We start from the raw sequence: 18,443 nt of genomic DNA, 5'->3' as shown, positions 1-18,443 counted from the left end.
GGCTCATGTTCTCTATATAATAGAAGAAACACGATTATTATTGTTTGTTGACGTTTTTGTTTGTTTAGTTTTCAAAGAACAATTTAAACAAGCGTTTAATATCTTACCACATTCCCTATTTGAAATCAACATCTTTTTTAATGTTTTCATTCATTTTCGAGGGAACTTTTATATCATACCATTTAAGTACCCGTGATACAACATATAATTTTTTCCAAAACATCTTTTATCTATAATTCCTTTTCAATAAAAGAATTTAATGTTCCGGAGTGGACTTTTTTTATATTACCACCACAACAATTATCTTTCAACATGAAAAATAATCCAATTTCAAAAGAAATACCTCCATCCTACTATGAGGACAGAGGCACCACTGCGCTATTACTTTTTAATAATCGTATATTCAATCGTCTTCGTATTTTTACTAATCGCTCCGCCATCGTTTTTAAAGATTGTTGATTGAACAGTCTCTGATGGTTCAATATGAATCGTAAATTTGTTTTCCCCATCCTTAAGGATAACATTATGTGAGAAAGTCATGTCATCATTAACCGGTACATTCTCACCATTAATCGTGAGGACTCCACCTTTAATGGCCGTTCCCTTCAATGTAATGCTATCACTTGAAACAGTTTCACCATCAGTATGCGAGGTAATAACGACTGGCTGGTCAATCCAGCGAAGGATTTTATCCTGAACCACCATTTGGTTGCCTCCTTGATTTGCGACAACTACGGAAAGATCCGTACCAGGTGCTCCGTACCCATAATAGCTGACATCATCATCATTTGGATTAGTAGGGGTGTGGTCAGCGAGACCTTCTTCATCCCACGTTCCATTTTTGACGTACTTATATGTCAGCACTTCACCTTCCTGCGCTTCGATCGTATATTCATAATCATTTGTTACCGCACCGCCGCGAGTCATCGTCCAAGCTCCAGTATTCCAGCCATTTTTACTACCCGGGATGGTAATATTCACTCCAAGCGGTGTATAAGATGGTGCATTCACCTTAAACGTCACCTTAACGGTCACAAGTTCAGGTGTAATGGTAACGGTATTCGATTTTACAACATTTCCTGCCTGGTCATAAATGTCCACTTCATACTGATACGATTTTCCGTTGGTTACATTTATATCCTTGTATGAATCTGTACTAGGATCAAACAACTGATCAATGATTTCGCCATCACAAACAATGGCAATCATGTAAGGATCTTTCGCCCCATCTACCTTCCAAGATAGATTGACCTGTCCCGACTCTTGTGCAGGCTGCTTCAAACTTACTTTATCAGCAGGAAAAGTGGTATCGTCTCCTTTTGTAAACTCCGCTGTTTGTGCGTCACTCACTACCCAGGTCCGTCCTAAATCTGTTGAGATCAAATATCGATATTGATAGCTTCCTTCTTTTAACGGAAGGAAATTTGCACTGAAGACATTCGCAGTTTCATCTTGATTCACATAAACTGCTTCATAGTCAGACCAAGTATCCTTCCCAGGTGATTTCACCTGCAGCTTTGCCAGCAATCCTTCCATCTGGCCTTTTTCTGTCTCACCTTTTACAAAAATATTGGCGGTAACCGTTTGGGGTTTCGCAAGGTCGATCGTAGCAGATTGCAGCGCTGTAATGTGATCCATTTTATAAAGACCATCCGTTAACTCTACATGCGGAATAACCGCCTTCGATGTTTCCACTTTTTCAGAGCTATTACCGTTTTTATCAAGTGCCGCAACGGCAAAATAATATTTACGGCCGTTATCCAATCCATCAATGGTTACAGAATTTCCCGCGGTTTCTTTTACTTTTTTATAAAAAGCTCCGGAAATTGTCGTTTGGTAAATAGCGTAGCTTTTTGCATCGCCTTCCCAAGATAGTGTTGCCGAATGGCTTCCTTCTTTTACGGTTAAATCGCTAACTGCTTCCGGACGTTTCAGGTTCTGACCTTTATCCGATACAAGCATCCGCCCGCTCATTGCCGGAACCGTAACTGTTAGCTTCCCTTCTTTCGAAATGGCTGTGTATTTTTTATCGAGCTGATCCGTTAAGGAAATGCCATTTTTCAATAGATCTCCCACTTTCAGTTCAACCGTTTTTGCTTCGTTTCCTCGGTTGGTTAACACCACTGCGAAATTCTTATTATCGGAGCGGGAAAATGCAAGCATATCCCCTTTGGCATAGAGATGGTTCAAATCACCAAAGCTGAATAAATCATGATAATCGTTGCGCACTTTGCCAATTGCTTGATAGTGTTTCACAAGATCCTTGTCTTCCTTCCCCCACGGATAGGTCCGGCGGTTGTCTGGATCCTTTGAGCCCGTCACACCCGCTTCATCCCCGTAATAAACGGTCGGCACGCCGGCATAACCCATTTGCAGAATGGCCGCGATCTTAAGACGTTGAATCCCGAGTTTTGGATTATAATTTTTATCCAGTTCCGCCCGTTCATAGGAATCCGTTCCATTCCCTAATAAAAAGGAAGCACGCGCTGTATCATGGGAACCCATCAGGTTCATTAAGGAATAAAAAGCTTCCTTCGGATAGTCCTCATACACGGCATTAAGCTGATTTTCTGCGCCTTCTGCATTCCCATTTTTCAAGTAATTGATCATGGCATCACGGAAACGATAGTTCATGACGGAATCATATTGGTCACCAAGGAAATACTTGGAGGCATCGTCCCAAATTTCCCCTAGAATTAATGGATCATCCTTCTTTCCGGTTTTCAACTCTTTACGGAACTCCCGCCAAAACTCAGGGTCGACTTCATTCGCAACATCTAAACGCCAGCCTGATGCACCGCGGTCGAGCCAGGTTTTCGCTACTGAATCTTTATCGTACATAATGTAGTTGGCAAACTGTTTATTGTTTAACTCTGAATTATAATCGACAGCTTCTCCTGGGATTGATTTGATTTCCGGAAGTGAATCATAGCCCCACCATCCTTGATATTGATAAACACCATCCACTTTTTTGTTTTCAATATTGAACCAGTTTTGAAAACCGTACGGGCTGAAAATTTGTCCATCCGCTTTGAACTTTTCCTCTACCTGTTTCTTGGCATCAGCTTCTTTTACCCCTTTGTTCACTAGGTCATAAATGGCGGACCAGTATTCATATGCTCCGACCGTTTTATATTTTCCGTAACGGTCAAAATAAATTGAATCATCTCCGACATGGTTAAACACGCCGTCTAAAATTAAATGCATTTTCCGTTTCTTTAATTCCTTTGTAAAAGCTTGAAATTCTTCTGGCGTCCCAAACATCGGATCAATCGTTTTATAATCGGTTGCATCGTATTTATGATTGGATGCCGCTTCAGCAATTGGATTTAAATAGAGGGTGTTCACACCTAATGATTGAATATAATCAAGCTTTTGTTGAATACCAGCAATATCCCCGCCAAAGAAATCATTTGACCATATTTTATCGCCATCATACCCATCAGTGTTTTCTTGACGAGGGTTGTCAGGCAGCTGATTCCAACTGCGATGTTCAATCGGCTCATCGCCCCGTGCATTTGATTTTGCCTCATCATTCTTTTTATTTCCATTAAAAAAACGGTCTGGAAAAATCTGATAGACAACAGCTTCCTTGATCCAATCTGGTGTTTTAAACTCTGGGTCAAAAACAGTTAATTGGAATAAGGATGCATTTGATTCGGAAGCTGTCCCTTTTCCACCTTCTTGGGTGTCTTCACCATATTCTTCTAGAGCATTGCCATCACGGGCAATAAATTTATAGCCATAAACACCTTTTTCTACCGGCTTAAATGACGCTTCCCAAAGCTCTACTTGTTTGCCATTCTGCTCAAGCCATCCGGCATTTTTCATCTCAACGGTGGAGGTATTTCCAGTGTTATAGTTTTTAAGCTGAACTTTTGCACCAGTTAAATCTCCCTTTTTCGCTTGAAGGCGAAGCTTCACCGTATCTCCCGTTTTTACTGCACCGAACGGTGAGCGGTAAGCAGTGTCCCATGTGTTATGCAAAAGCTGGTCCCCATGGATTTTACCGTCCGGCACTCCTGGGTCATAGTCAGTGGATACGTCTTTTGAATCATGATTATAAAAAAACGTAATCGTCGAATCCTTTAAGACATTAAGGACAAAATTATTTCCAGGATAAGCAGGGGCTGACCAATCTTTTCCTAAAACGATCTTAAACTCGTATTTTCCTTTCGGTACTTGAGTGGTATATGTGTAAACATTGTCCTGATCCTCATCTTGTAAAATAGCCGTGGAATCACCAGGCGACCACTCACCGCCGGCATTGATTTTCGGCTGGATATCCCCGACAAGTCTTGGCTTTTGATCATCTGGCAACTCTAATGGAACGGTTACCCTATGGGTGTTATCATCGTAAATAAATTTAACTTTTGTTTCTTTTTCAAGGCTCAATTTGTAATTTTCTCCACCAGCAACCCCATTCGCCCCGTAATTTTCATCCCATGAGCCATTGATGGCTATTTTATATTGGTAATTACCAGCAGGCAGTGTTCCTGTGAATATGTATGTTCCGTTGTCTTGTTGCTTCATTTGGGTGGCGGGGTCGGAGGGATTCCAATCACCCGATCCCCCAAGTTCATTCTGCAAATCACCAACAAGGGTTACAACCCGTTCCGCTGCGTTTGTTTGTTTTGGGTTCATTAGCGCAGCACCTGCAATCGTTTGCACAATAAGGAAAAAGAGAGTTAGCAAACTTACAAACTTACTAGATTTTCCTTTCATAAAATTCCTCCTCTTCTTTTTTATAATTTTAGGCAAACGTTTGCACAAATAGCAATGGAAAACGCTTACTTAGAAGCTATTATCTCACCTTGGTATTTTCAAAAAAATAGGACTATTCTCCCGTTTCGTCAGATAATTCGACAGAATCCAAGAGTTTTAACCTTTCAATTCATTAAATATAGAAAGTATTGCAATATATTTTAAGATGAAGGTGTTATGGATGAACAAAATGGTTGTTGTAGTGAAGGGTGTTATTTTTCATAATGGCAAGGTTTTAATTGTTCAGCGGGCAAAAACCAATAGAATCGGCCACAGTAAATGGGAATGTGCCGGGGGTAAAATCGAGTTTGGCGAGGATTTAGAAGCCGCCCTTAGGAGAGAAGTAAAGGAAGAAACCGGTTTAGAGATTAAGGTTGGAAAAGTTTTATATGCAACTACTTTTAAAAATAGTCCTTCCACACAGCTCATTATCCTAACCTATCAATGTGCGAGCGAAAATAATGAAGTCACTCTCTCAGAGGAGCATACGTCTCATAAATGGGTCAGCAAAGAGGAAATAAAAGGGTTCTTGAAACTTGAAATTATTAACGATTTTGAGAAAAATCAGGTGTTTGCGCTTGAAGATTGGGGATGAGTTTTGTCCTTCCACTTCTCAACCAAAGAAAATTTCTCCCACTCCCCCTCTCAAGCAAGACATTCTGGTAAAATGAAAGATATTTAGCAAACCGAAGGAAGTGAGCATCTTGAAATCCGGAAACGGGAAAATTTTGCTTGGATTATCGATTGCCGCCTTTATGGGGCCGTTTACCCAAACCATCTATACACCAAGCTTGGGGGAGGTTGGACATTATTATCATGCCAGCCAATTTATGGTCAATCTTACCATCTCCTTATATACCTTTGTGTTAGCGACAAACCAATTCCTAGTTGGCCCATTGGCAGATACCCGCGGGCGAAGAGCGACCCTGCTTCCAGGCCTGCTTATTTTTATAGTAGGGTCCTTGATTTGTTTCCTCTCCCCCAACTACTATCTATTTCTGTTTGGGCGAGCGTTGCAGGCATTCGGAATTACGACTGGCTCCGTCGTTGCAGCAGCGGTTATCGGCGATCTTTATCCACCAAAAGAACGAGGTAAAGCAATGAGTGTGTACCAGACGATGGTGTTCCTTGGCCCCGTTCTTGGTCCAGTCGTTGGAAGCTTTATTGCTGCCTCCGCTGATTGGCACACTGCTTTTGCTGTCTTAGCAGCCGGCGCATTATTTGCCTACTTTTATAATCGCGTCATCCTGCCGGAAACCCTGTCGAAAGAAACAGCTCCTAGAAAAATCACGATTCAAACCTTTTTAGGAATCCTGACGAATCGGGCCGCCTTTTCTGTTTTACTTTTAGGCTTTGTTCAGTTTTACGGCTATTATATTTACCTTGTCTTTATTCCCGGATTGTTAGATGAATTATTTCAGGTTCCATTGGCTGTAAAAGGGCTGTTTTTCCTGCCGCTTACCGCAGGGATCGTAATGGGTTCGCTTCTTGGCGGAAAACTTCAATCGTTCATGAGGCATACCTCCATTCTGATTTATACGGCCTATGGAATTGGAATCGTGGTAACCGTCTTTTGGGTGTGCATGCACTGGGGTCTCTTAAATATACCAGCCCTGATTGTCTTACTCCTTTTCTATGGCGTAATGCTCGGGATGAGCTTACCGTCCCAATCGACCTCGCTCGTCAATTTATTTGCCAAGGAAAAAGGAACTGCGATGGGGGTCTACAATTTTGTCCGCTTCACCGGTGCCGCGATTGGTCCACTTCTAGGATCTGCGCTATTTAAAATCGGCGGCGATGATGGCTTATACATCACGTTATTTTTGTTCCTGTTATGCGGGGCTGTGGTTATCCAAAGAAGTAGCCGAGCAAACGAGGCATTACACGGATAAACCAAAAAGCCAGGCAATGCGCCTGGCTTACTTTATTTCCTCAATAATCGAAAAAAGCTCTTCTAAATGTTTAATTTCATAAGTAGGAATGACTTCATTACGTTCCTTCTCATGGCGGTTAATCCAAACTGATTGAATCCCAACACGATTAGCCCCAAGAATATCGGTCATCAGGTTATCCCCTACCATAATCACTTCTTCTTTTTCCAGCTCCATTAAGGAAAGTGCATGTTCAAAAAGAGACGGGTCCGGCTTTCCTCTGCCAAAATCCCCAGAAATCAAGATTTTATCAAAATACGGTACCAGCTCAGGGGTAATCGTTAGTTTCGTATTTTGTAAATCAGGTGAACCATTGGTTAAAAGCAGCAATCGATAATTTCCTTTTAGCGCATCCAATGTTTTAAACGTTTCCTCGTAAACAAATGGTGTCTTCCGGCGCTCCTCTGGAAAACGCTCTGCTAATTCATAGCCAAATTCAGGGTCATCCACTCCTAATTTTTTCAAACCTGCAGTCCAGGCATCCTTACGATATAGTGGAACCATTTCCTTCATTTTCGGGAACTCATCGTGTTCATCTAAAAAATTCCCCCATAGTCCTTCAAAAGGGTTGATTCCAATCATTTGCGTAAATGGATAGAATTCATAGGAAGAGTATAGCTTTCTCGCTTCTTCACGAACTGCTTCCTCCAATTGTTCATGATCAACTCCATAACGTTCTTCTGCGACCTTACAAGTCGCAACAAATGCTTCCTTCACGCTTTTTTGATCCCAAAGAAGTGTATCGTCTAAGTCGAAAAATATTGCTTTTAACATTTTGAACCTCACCTTGTTTATGATTTATATTTTAATAGTTTACCATCTTTGAAATAAAAAAAATATAAAGAAAACTCGCCAATTTGGCGAGCACAAAAAATTATTTTACGTCATGACCATCTTAACCCTCGATTGCAGCTTAGATTGTTCAATCGCTAAATCAATCGTTACATGATTCCCCACAACCATTAAGTGCCGTACAGCATTTTTTGAAAAGATAATCACTCCTTTTTTAATCAAGGATTGGCCGCCCACGACGGCATTTTCGATCCAGACATTTTCTTCCACAATGGTCTGCGGCAGGATCACGGCATTTTTGATATGTGCCCCCTTCCCGATTATTACACCGTTGAATAATACGGAATTCTCAACAGTTCCGAAGATTTCACAGCCCTCGCTTATTAAGCTTTTCTGCACCTTTGCCCCTTCATCCAAAAATAATGGCGGGTAATGGCTCGCAACCGTTTGAATCGGCCAATCTGTATTTTGAAGGAAAATATTTTTTTCACGATCTAAAAGATCTAAATTTGCCCGCCAATAACTGTGAACGGTCCCAACATCCTTCCAATAATCCTTGAATAGATACGCATAAAGCTTTTGCCGATCCTCAAGCATCGCGGGTATTAAATCCTTACCAAAATCCCGATGTTCCTTTTGCTCGGCCAAAATCAAATATTCTTTTAAAACAGACCATTTAAAAAGATAAATACCCATAGAAGCTAAATTAGAAGATGGATAATCTGGCTTTTCTTCAAAATCAAGGATTCGCTTGGTAGCATGATTCATTTTTAGGAGACCAAAACGCTTGGCATCCGCCCATGGAACTTCAACTGCTGCGATTGTACAATCGGCATTGGTTTCGATATGCTGTTCGAGCATAAGAGAATAATCCATTTTATAGACTTGGTCACCGGAAAGAATAAGAACATGCTCAGGATTGTAATGCTCAATAAACTCAATATTTTGGTACACAGCATGGGAAGTGCCTTCATACCATTCAACACCATCATCATTCCGCTGATAGGGAGGAAGAATGGCTAAGCCTCCTTTTTGATCAAATTGGTTGTAACTTCCAAGATGTGAATGTAAAGCAAGCGGCATGTATTGTGTTAAAATCCCAACAGTCTCAATCCCTGAATTTTTACAATTGCTTAAAGCAAAATCAATAATGCGGTACTTCCCGCCAAATGGCATCGCTGGTTTTACCATCGTGTGGGTCAGCAGATTTAATCGTGTCCCTTTTCCACCGGCCAAAACAATAGCAATCCATTTTTGCTTATTCATTTTTTACCCTCCTTGTTAAAAGTTTCACAATCAAGTGCCGCTTTTTTTCTTTCTCTACTACTATTATCTCCTGTTTTTTCCATCTTTTCAGTTTTCATGTTACAGCTTTGTGAATTTTCACCACATGTTTATCGACTTATATTGACAAAAAAAATAGACACATGAAAACTCATGTGTCTACCTTTTTTTTAAAGGATAAACATTCCAACAATCCCACTTACAATTCCAATTACCACTGTTGAACCTGCGACGAAGAACAATACCTTTTTCGGAAATGATCTTGCCACAAGGATAAGGGATGGAAGACTGACAGATGGCAATGTCACTAAAAGTGCTGCAGCCGGTCCGCCGCCAAGTCCAAACGACATAAACGTTTGAATGATAGGAATCTCTGCTGCCGTTGGGATAACAAACAACATCCCTGCAATCGCAAAACCAATCAAGGTAAGAATCCCATTTGCAGCTGCATCACTAATATGCGGGAACAGCCACACCTTAACCGCACCCATTAACAAAACCGAAAGGATATAGGCTGGAATAATATATAACACCATGCTGCCCATAGCTTTTACCCATCTTGCTAAAAATGAACCTGATGCTTCTTTCTCTGCTTTTTCGAGCATTTTATCAAGGTCTACCGCCTTTGAATTTGGTGCAAAGCGATTCGCCAAGTAACTGACACCGAATGTTAAGATAACACCAAAAATTAAGCGTAATAATGTAAACTTCCAAGATAATACAAAAGTCATAAAAATTAATACGGCTGGGTTCAGCGTTGGATTCCCAATCCAAAACGCAAGGCTCGCACCGACTGAGACATTCTTTTTACGTAAGCCTACAGCGATTGGTGCTGCACAGCAAGTGCACATCATCCCAGGAAGTGATGCAAGTCCGGCAACAGCTGTACTGCCAAAAGAAGTTTTTCCAAGAACTTTTAACAGCCAGTTCGTTGGGACTAATACTTGAACTAATGATCCAATAATGATTCCGAGAACGGCTGCCTTCCAAACAGCATTAAAATAGGTCAATGCGTAAGCCCAGGCACTGTCCCATGAAGCAGCTGGCAGATCCGCTTTATCTCCTAAAATTGATGTACCGATGGAATGAGTAGTGGCTGCAAGAATGGATTTACCATAATAAGGAACCCACTTTACATACGCTAATCCGGCAATCGCGATAAATAAAAATAGAATGGCATACACAACAGTCTTTTTGGAGTTAGGCTGCGGCGTCGAAATTGAACTATTCATTTGCGCCATGTTTCAAAACCTCCATTTAAAAAAATCAACTTCTAAATTATATCACACTCTGTCAATCTATTAAGTCGATTTCCATTAAGCAAAATGTAAAAATGATGGCAATGGAGAGTGCTGTGTAGTGGTATATTGTTCCCGTTTTGATGAATATTTCAGCTACTTGGGCACTGACAGGCACTCATAGTTCCCGTTCTGGTGAATTTTTCAGCTGCTCGGGCACTGACAGGGCCTCATAGTTCCCGTTCTGATGAATTTTTCAGCTGCTCGGCACTGACAGACACTCATAGTTCCCGTTCTGGTGAATTTTTCAGCTGCTCGGGCACTGACAGGGCCTCATAGTTCCCGTTCTGATGAATTTTTCAGCTGCTCGGGCACTGACAGGCCCTCATAGTTCCCGTTCTGGTGAATTTTTAAACTGCTCGGGCACTGACAGGCCCTCATAGTTCCCGTTCTGATGAATTTTTCAGCTGCTCGGGCACTGACAGGCACTCATAGTTCCCGTTCTGATGAATTTTTCAGCTGCTCGGGCACTGACAGGGCCTCATAGTTCCCGTTTTGGTGTAAATTTTGGCTGCTCGGGCACTGACAGGGCCTCATAGTTCCCGTTCTGGTGAATTTTTCAGCTGTTCGGGCACTGACAGGCACTCATAGTTCCCGTTCTGATGAATATTTTAGCTGCTCGGGCATTGACAGGCACTCATAGTTCCCGTTCTGGTGAATTTTTCATCTACTCGGGCATTAACAGGCATTCATAGTTCCCGTTCTGATGAATATTTCAGCTGCTCGGGCACTGACAGGCATTCATAGTTCCCGTTCTGGTGAATTTTTAAACTACTCGGGCACTGACAGGTATTCGCGATTTATCCTGAATACGATCTTCTAACGATTGCACACCGTGATTCAAATTCACCCGCTGAAACCGGCTTGCTGAAATAATAGCCTTGTGCCTCTTTACAATGTTGTGAAAGTAGGAATGAAACATGTTCTTCCGTTTCAACCCCCTCTGCAATCACTTTAATTTTTAAAAAGTGGGCCATCAAAATAATCGCTTTTACGATCGTTCGGTCATTTGCATCCGTCGTGGACTCACGAATAAAAGACTGATCAATTTTTAATTTATCAATTGGAAACTTCTTCAAATAGTTTAACGAACTATATCCTGTCCCAAAATCATCAATACTAATATTTATCCCAAGATTTTTAAGAGCCAACAGCGTAGAAACGGAATGCTCTACATCCATGGTCATACTTTCGGTAATTTCCAGCTCTAAAAATTTCGGATCGAGACCGGTCTCAAACAGAATTTTTTCAACCGTTTCAACTAAATTACTTTGAAAAAATTGTTTCGCAGAAATATTAACCGCTACCGTGATCGCCGGCAGACCCGCCAGCTGCCACTCCTTGTTTTGCTGACAAGCCGTCCGGAGTGCCCACTCCCCAATCGGAATAATCAGTCCTGATTCTTCCGCAACAGGGATAAATTCATTAGGAGAAATAATCCCCTTTTCAGGATGCTGCCAACGAATTAAGGCTTCCACCCCAATGATTTGATTGGTTTCAAGGTTAAATTGCGGCTGGTAATGGATTATAAATTCGTTCCTTTCTAATGCTTTACGCAATTTCATTTCTAATTCCAATTCATTCTGGGATTGATTTTTTATTTCCTTATTAAAAATTGCAAAGTTGTTCTTGCCTTTTTCCTTTGCATGGTACATGGCTAAATCCGCATTTTTAATAATCGAATTAAAATCCTCTCCATGTTCGGGAAAAAGGCTGATCCCAATACTCGGAGTTATTAAAATCTCATGATGATTAATATGAAAAGGATTGGATAACGCTGTAATTACACGCTTGGCCATTAAAATCGCTCTTTTTTCATTTGTTTCAGGTAAAAGGAAGCAAAATTCATCACCGCCGAACCTGGAAACCATGCTCTTTCCATCCATGCAATTTTTCAGTCTTTCAGCCACTTCTGTTAAGAGCAGGTCCCCTACCTCATGACCCATAAAATCATTGATCGCCTTAAAGCGATCCAAATCTAAAAATAAAATGGCAAAATTTTCGTTTTGTTGCTTAGAGGTGTTCAACACTTCCTCAAATTTTTCTTTAAAATAATGCCTGTTCGGTAAATCAGTTAATTGGTCATGATAAGCCATATACTTGATCATTTTCTCGTTATTTTTTCGCTTTGTAATATCTATAACGGTACCAATTATGGCTTCCTCACCGTTATAATCGATTTTTGAACCATAAGTTTCTAACGTAATACCTACCCGGTCTTTTCGAAACATACGGAATTGATAGGTGGTTGTTGCTTCCACATTGGTTATCAGTTTATTAATATTTTCCAAAATAGAGGGATAATCCTCAGGAGCAATCGCATCTTCTAAGTTTAAGGATAAAATTTCGTCATTACGATAGCCGGTTATTTCACATAGCCTTGGGTTCACATACATGATTTTTCCATTTTGATAAATATAAACCCCTACCAATGAATTCTCGACTAAGCTTCGATATTTTGATTCCGCTTCGATTAGTTTTTTTTGCGCTTTTTTTTGCACAGTAATTTCTTTAATAATTGCGTAGACACCGGTTATTTTTCCATTTATATAAATTGGAATATTTGTAGCCGCGATATCCCGTTTTCTTCCTTTATGATCAAAAATTTCACACTCATACGTAACTGATTTCCCATGAACCGCTTTGTTAAAATTGCGAGTCGTTGCTTCTAATTCCTCTGGAACAATAAAAGGAGTAAATGGCTTATGGCGTATATCATCTAGTGAATACCCTAAGGCATCTACCGCTTTATTGGCATTCAAGATTTTCCCCTCTAAATCAAAGGTAATAATGATGTCCGGATTTTGTTCAAAGAGTGACTTATAATATTGTTCATTCAGCTGCAATGCTTCAGATTGACCTGAAATTTTTCGCTTGAAGGAAGAAATAACTAAGAAAAAAACAACAATCGGTATTAGGATAATATAATCAAGGCTGGTCAAAGAGTGTACCCCCTGTAAGGCTTTTCAAAGTTGTCATTCATAATTGGATGGGTTAATTCGGAAAGGATGTTCAAGTTTTCGTGGAATATACTTTTTACAGAAAGTATATCGAAAAAAAAGATGCCAGGCACTGCCCAAATAATGGATAGCATCTGGCATCTGATTTATTATAGTTATGGTTTTATTCCAGTGTAAATTTGTATTGCATCCCTCAAAAACTCAGCAGTCCCCGGCTGGTCCTTATCGTAATAAGCCTTAAATCGTTCATCGTCAACATACATTTGCGCAAGCCCAGCATGAGCCTCCTTGCTGTACTCACTCCAATAATAGGTGAGCCACTGTTTGTGGAGATCTGCCGCTTTTTGTGCTAACCCACCCGCTGGATCCCCCGTTGCGAACGCTTGGGCTAAGGTTTCCCTTACCTGCTGTTCAAGTGTAGTAACCTCTTGATATTGCTCCTGCGTCATGTTCTTTACCTTCGCATTGGATTTCTCCACTGCATCGTTTCCATACTTCCTGCGAGCTTCTGCCCCATATTTTTTCTCATTGTCATCTATCATTTTTTGCTTAAAGCCTTCAAACTTTTCTTGATCCGACATATCGAGTCTCCCTTCCGTTAAAGCGATCGTTTTTTCCACGTTGGCAATCAGCACCTCTAATTGCGCTCTTTTTTCCAGGAGTTTCTCACGATGTTCCCGCAGTGCTTGTGCCCCATCAAAGGATGGTGCGGTAACGATTTTCTTAATATTGTCTAAACTAACACCAAGCTCACGGTAAAATAGGATTTGCTGCAAACGATCCACTTCTCCCTGCCCGTAGATCCGATAGCCTGATGAATTGATTCTTGCCGGCTTAAGAATTCCAATTTCATCATAATAGCGAAGTGTTCTGGTGCTAATTCCTGCTAACTTCCCAAGTTTCTGCACTGTGTACTCCATTCGCTCACCTCCTAAATCTAACGATACACCTTTACGCAACGTCAAGGTCAATCCCATTTTTAAAATTTTTACTGATCCGAATTGTTTTTTGACAATTACAATTTTTATTGATTTCATTGACACCTTCAGCTTTTTAACGGTAAAATTTGTCCTAATATTTTAAGAGAATTTAATACAACGTGAACTCGTATAATATTGGAGATAGGGTCCAAAAGTTTCTACCAAACTGCCGTAAATAGTTTGACTACGAGAGGGAAAGGTTTTTTGGACCTTATATTTCTCTCTTAGTCAGCCTCCAGAATGTTCTGGAGGTTTTTTTCAAATCTAACTGAGAGGGTCTGAGAACCATGAATAAAACTAGATTAAAAAATAAAATCGCTGCAGCTGGCGGCAAAATCTCCGCCGATCTCGTTATCAAAAATGGAAAAATTATCGATGTATTTAACCAAGAAATCCTAACTGGTGATCTCGCAATCCAAGACGGTATGATTGTCGGAATTGGCGACTTTGAAGGTAAAGAAGTGATCGATGCCAAAAATCGCTTCGTTTGTCCCGGATTCATTGATGCCCATGTTCATATCGAGTCATCGATGGTCACACCAACAGAATTCGCAAAAGCCGTTCTTCCTCATGGGATTACAACGGTAATAGCGGATCCTCACGAAATCGCCAATGTATCAGGTGCCCCTGGGATACAGTTTATGTTAGATGATTCAGATCATCTTCCTCTCGATGTAAAAATCATGCTGCCCTCCTGCGTTCCAGCAACGCCGTTTGAAAATAGCGGCGCAAGGCTATTAGCTGATGACTTAAAAGATTTTTACCATCACGATCGTGTCCTTGGACTGGCTGAGGTAATGGATTATCCATCCTTACAAAATGCCGATGATCATATTATCGACAAAATCCTTCTAACAGATGAACACAACCGTCCGATTGACGGGCATTTAGCCGGACTGGATACAACTGCAATAAATATCTACCGCACTGCAGAAATTCGCACTGATCATGAATGCACAACAGCTGCGGAGGCATTGGAACGGGTGCGTCGCGGGATGTATGTGATGATTCGCGAAGGTTCTGCGGCTAAAAACCTCAAGGCCTTAATTCCTGCTGTAAACCCAAATAATGCGCGCCGCTTCTTGTTTTGTACGGATGATAAGCACTTGGATGAAATTGTCGACGAAGGCACCATTGACCAAAATGTCCGTTTAGCCATTCGCGCGGGATTGTCCCCGCTATTGGCCATTCAAATTGCTAGCTTAAATGCTGCGGAATGCTTTGGACTTCACCAAAAAGGGGCGCTTGCACCCGGATATAAGGCAGACTTTATCTTAGTAGACGATCTGGAAACGATGAAGATTTCAGAGGTTTACGTATCGGGTAAACTGACTGCAAAGGATGGAATGTATGTTGGAGAACCTCTCCAAGCTAACGTACCTGGAGAAACCTTGACCCAAACGGTGCACATCCCTAACATTCTGGAAAAAGATTTGCAGATTCCAATCGGTAAAACGGAACGTGCGAATATTATTGGAATTATTCCAAATAGTATTGTGACAAAAAAGCTTGAGGAAAAAGTTCAAACGAATGGAGACTTCTTCATCCCTTCACTTGAACAGGACCAATTAAAGCTTGCCGTTCTTGAACGTCACAAAAACACTGGAAATATTGGACTAGGAATTGTTAAGGGTTTTGGCTATACAAATGGTGCCATCGCGACCACGATTGCACATGATTCCCATAATATTGTCGCTGCAGGCACAAATGACAAGGATTTATTAGCCGCAATTCAAGCAATCAAGGAATTGAATGGCGGCTGTGTAGTGATGAAAGATGGAGAAATTTTAGCAGCTCTGTCTCTTCCGATTGGAGGATTAATGTCGGATCAAAGTTTTCTTACCATTCACCAGGAATTGAAAAAAATCAATGAAGCACTCGTACAAATTGGTTTTACCGGCAACTTTAATCCGTTTTTGACCTTGTCCTTTTTAACCCTTCCGGTGATACCTGAACTGAAACTAACTGATTTGGGACTTTTTGATGTTGGAAAGTTTCGGCATATCGAAGTAGGAATCTAATAAAAAGACCTGTACATTCACGATGTACAGGTCTTTTATCAATTTATTTACGTTTTTTCTTACCGTTTTTAGTCATTCTTCCTATTACGAAAGCACCAGCTGCCAACCCAATCATGGTGTTAGTTTTCTTATTAAATACTTGTTTTGCCACAAGATTTAAGTTTTGCGGTCTTTCCGCTAAACGGCGCATAAAATAGCCGTACCAGTCATTTCCGAATGGAACATACGTACAGAAGTTGTAGCCTTCGCTTGCTAATTTTAATTGAAGGTCTTTTCTGAAACCGTAAAGCATTTGGAATTCAAATTTATCATTTGGAATATCGTTCTTCTTCACAAATTCCTTCACATGGTTAATGACACGGTGGTCATGTGTCGCAATCGAAGTGAATTTACCATTTAATAAATGCCATTCAATTAGTTTGATAAAGTTGTTATCGATATCTTTTTTATCTTGGTACGCGTATTCTTCCGGCTCTTTATAAGCACCTTTTACGATACGCAGACGGTAGTTTTTATATTTTTCAAGGTTTTCCTGTGCATTATAGAAATAAGCTTGGATAACCGTTCCAACATTATCATATTCTCTTGAAAGCTCATCTAATAGATCAAATGAAGGCTGTAAGTGGCCATAATCTTCCATATCAAAGTTAATGAAGATTCCATATTCATTAGCTCTGTGTACGATTTCTTGCAAATTGCTTAAGCAAAAATCATATTCGATATCCAAACCAAGCTGTGTTGGTTTTAAAGAAATATGAGCATCTACTTTATTCTCATGAATCGCTTCAATTACTTGAAGAATTTGATCTTTCGCTTCCGTAGCTTCCTCTTTTTTGAAGACGAACTCCCCTAAGTTGTCAACCGTACATGAAATTCCTTGGGCATTTAATTCTTTAATGCTTTTGATTACTTCTGGAATATTGGTACCCGCAACAACACTTTGAGCACCCATTTTTAATCCATACTTTTTAGCAGCACTATTCAAAAAATGATTTTGCGATAAGCCGATAAAAAAGTCTCTTAACATAGCAATTACCCCTTGTTCTTTTTGATTTAATTATAGCATGTTTTTTTAATCAGGATTATTTTACAAATTTTCGTAAAATAATTTTTTTACTGCAATTTGGTAGCGTTTTAGTTTTTTAGCATATCAAACATACTTATCTTAATACATAAAAATTTGAACATCAACCTTCGTTATAACAAAAAGAATTTTCAAAATTATTATTCAAGTGAAAATAATAACAGGCACTCCAATTGGTTTTGAAGTACCTAATCAAACATCGCTACTTTCTTTTTCAAATAGTTTCTTCTTTCTTCAATATATAAGGTGAAAATGGCCAATTCTTGATCAAATTGATCGATTTGTTGCTTTTTATAGGGGTCATGTAAGACAGAGGGGCGAATCGATTGAAGGAGTTGCTCCACTCTTGGTGCCATAAATTCAACCGTGAATTGATGATTCATAATATCCTCAAGCAGCCTGTGATACTGACTGCGAAAGCGGTTTTCATTTAGGATTCGGGCGGTTAATGTATTGAAGCCATCAAAGGGAACATAGTTCGCTTCCATTCGCTTCCCATTCACATCTCTTCCCCAAGTTGCATCGTAATCCCATGGAATGACCTCAAACAAACCAGTGGCTCCATTGCGGTAGAGTGCGTAATTATGAACAAACCCGTCGTAGTTCGAGGTGAACACCACTCCTGCGACCCAGCGAAGATATTTCTCTACATTTATATATTTTTGGATTTCTTTTTCAAATTCAGCCTTTGGAAGGGTATTAACTTTATAAATAAACTCCTGTAAATGGAGATCATCTTTAGCACTTCCCCATTGTCGTTCATATCCTAACTTCAACGATTTTTTCGTTTCCTTATCTAAATCACTCATGAGTGAAAAATTGGCATCGCCATCGACTGCATAAAAGATGGCACCATTTGGCAGACTCCTTCGCTTGATAAAATTTTCATCCACCGACTCAATTTCCAAATATACGCCTTCTGCTTTTCCGTTTATCGTTAAAAAGACATGGCGGGATTGGGGTGCAAGACAGCCGATTTCTTTAAAAAATTCAAAGGATAATTTGTTACGGATGAGGGAAGGATCTTTAAACTCAGCGTTAAGATGAACTAATGAGGATCCTTTAAATTTCTTAGGTTTATAATAGGCAATTTGATAAGACTTTTTTTCAAAATCACGAATATGTGATCCCCGGTAGCTGAGATCAATCTCGAGTTTCTTCCCTTCGATCGCAAGCTGGGCCGGGACTGGATCGTCAATCCAGATATCCCTTTTTAGTTCCCGTAAGTCAATTGGGTTTATAAAGATTTTATATTGAGGTAATTTGAAAGTCTCGTCCATGATTTCCCCCTCCTAGTTTATTCGTATTCAGGAAAAATTTTTAGGTCAC

11 protein-coding genes and 1 riboswitch are annotated in these 18,443 nt (G+C 40.2%); of the genes, 3 read left to right on the top strand and 8 right to left on the bottom strand.

Features of this window, described 5'->3' with window-relative positions; genetic code table 11:
* Positions 1–381: 381 nt before the first annotated feature.
* The gene (locus ACFQZ9_RS10545) at positions 382–4,725 is read right to left on the bottom strand and encodes a pullulanase X25 domain-containing protein (protein ID WP_498943735.1); all 4,344 of its coding nucleotides are present in this window, start codon (positions 4,723–4,725) and stop codon (positions 382–384) included.
* Positions 4,726–4,945: 220 nt separating this feature from the next.
* On the opposite strand from ACFQZ9_RS10545, the gene ACFQZ9_RS10540 reads away from it, so the two are divergent.
* The gene (locus tag ACFQZ9_RS10540) at positions 4,946–5,359 is read left to right on the top strand and encodes an NUDIX hydrolase (protein WP_498943734.1); all 414 of its coding nucleotides are present in this window, start codon (positions 4,946–4,948) and stop codon (positions 5,357–5,359) included.
* A 109-nt stretch (positions 5,360–5,468) separates the two neighbouring features.
* Complete coding sequence (locus ACFQZ9_RS10535; protein ID WP_498943733.1) at positions 5,469–6,656, top strand: MFS transporter; 1,188 nt, start codon at positions 5,469–5,471, stop codon at positions 6,654–6,656.
* A 27-nt stretch (positions 6,657–6,683) separates the two neighbouring features.
* Here the strand turns inward: ACFQZ9_RS10535 and ACFQZ9_RS10530 are convergent, their stop codons facing one another.
* From ACFQZ9_RS10530 to ACFQZ9_RS10510, 5 genes are all read right to left on the bottom strand, one after another.
* On the bottom strand, positions 6,684–7,469 hold the full coding sequence (locus ACFQZ9_RS10530; protein ID WP_498943732.1) for an HAD family hydrolase: 786 nt from the start codon (positions 7,467–7,469) through the stop codon (positions 6,684–6,686).
* Between the two features lie 105 nt (positions 7,470–7,574).
* On the bottom strand, positions 7,575–8,753 hold the full coding sequence (locus ACFQZ9_RS10525) for a glucose-1-phosphate adenylyltransferase (protein ID WP_498943731.1): 1,179 nt from the start codon (positions 8,751–8,753) through the stop codon (positions 7,575–7,577).
* Positions 8,754–8,941: 188 nt separating this feature from the next.
* Complete coding sequence (locus ACFQZ9_RS10520) at positions 8,942–10,012, bottom strand: permease (protein ID WP_198313346.1); 1,071 nt, start codon at positions 10,010–10,012, stop codon at positions 8,942–8,944.
* Between the two features lie 857 nt (positions 10,013–10,869).
* On the bottom strand, positions 10,870–13,011 hold the full coding sequence (locus ACFQZ9_RS10515) for a sensor domain-containing protein (RefSeq protein ID WP_498943730.1): 2,142 nt from the start codon (positions 13,009–13,011) through the stop codon (positions 10,870–10,872).
* Between the two features lie 173 nt (positions 13,012–13,184).
* Positions 13,185–13,949 (bottom strand): MerR family transcriptional regulator, encoded by a 765-nt coding sequence (locus tag ACFQZ9_RS10510; protein WP_498943729.1) that lies wholly within the window; start codon positions 13,947–13,949, stop codon positions 13,185–13,187.
* A 165-nt stretch (positions 13,950–14,114) separates the two neighbouring features.
* Positions 14,115–14,216, top strand: a riboswitch (purine riboswitch).
* Positions 14,217–14,296: 80 nt separating this feature from the next.
* On the opposite strand from ACFQZ9_RS10510, the gene ade reads away from it, so the two are divergent.
* Positions 14,297–16,030, top strand: coding sequence for an adenine deaminase (ade, locus tag ACFQZ9_RS10505; RefSeq protein WP_498943728.1), 1,734 nt, complete (start codon positions 14,297–14,299; stop codon positions 16,028–16,030).
* A gap of 43 nt (positions 16,031–16,073) precedes the next feature.
* On the opposite strand, the gene ACFQZ9_RS10500 is transcribed toward ade, so the two are convergent.
* On the bottom strand, positions 16,074–17,057 hold the full coding sequence (locus tag ACFQZ9_RS10500; RefSeq protein ID WP_498943727.1) for a proline dehydrogenase family protein: 984 nt from the start codon (positions 17,055–17,057) through the stop codon (positions 16,074–16,076).
* 245 nt (positions 17,058–17,302) lie between these two features.
* Positions 17,303–18,394, bottom strand: coding sequence for a CotH kinase family protein (locus ACFQZ9_RS10495; protein WP_498943726.1), 1,092 nt, complete (start codon positions 18,392–18,394; stop codon positions 17,303–17,305).
* Positions 18,395–18,443: the final 49 nt, after the last annotated feature.

This window comes from Neobacillus sp. GCM10027624 (assembly GCF_042675345.1).
In the GTDB taxonomy this organism is placed as follows: domain Bacteria; phylum Bacillota; class Bacilli; order Bacillales; family Cytobacillaceae; genus Neobacillus; species Neobacillus cucumis_D.
The sequence above is the reverse complement of the archived record's forward strand: the minus strand, read 5'-3'. Positions and strand labels throughout refer to the sequence as shown.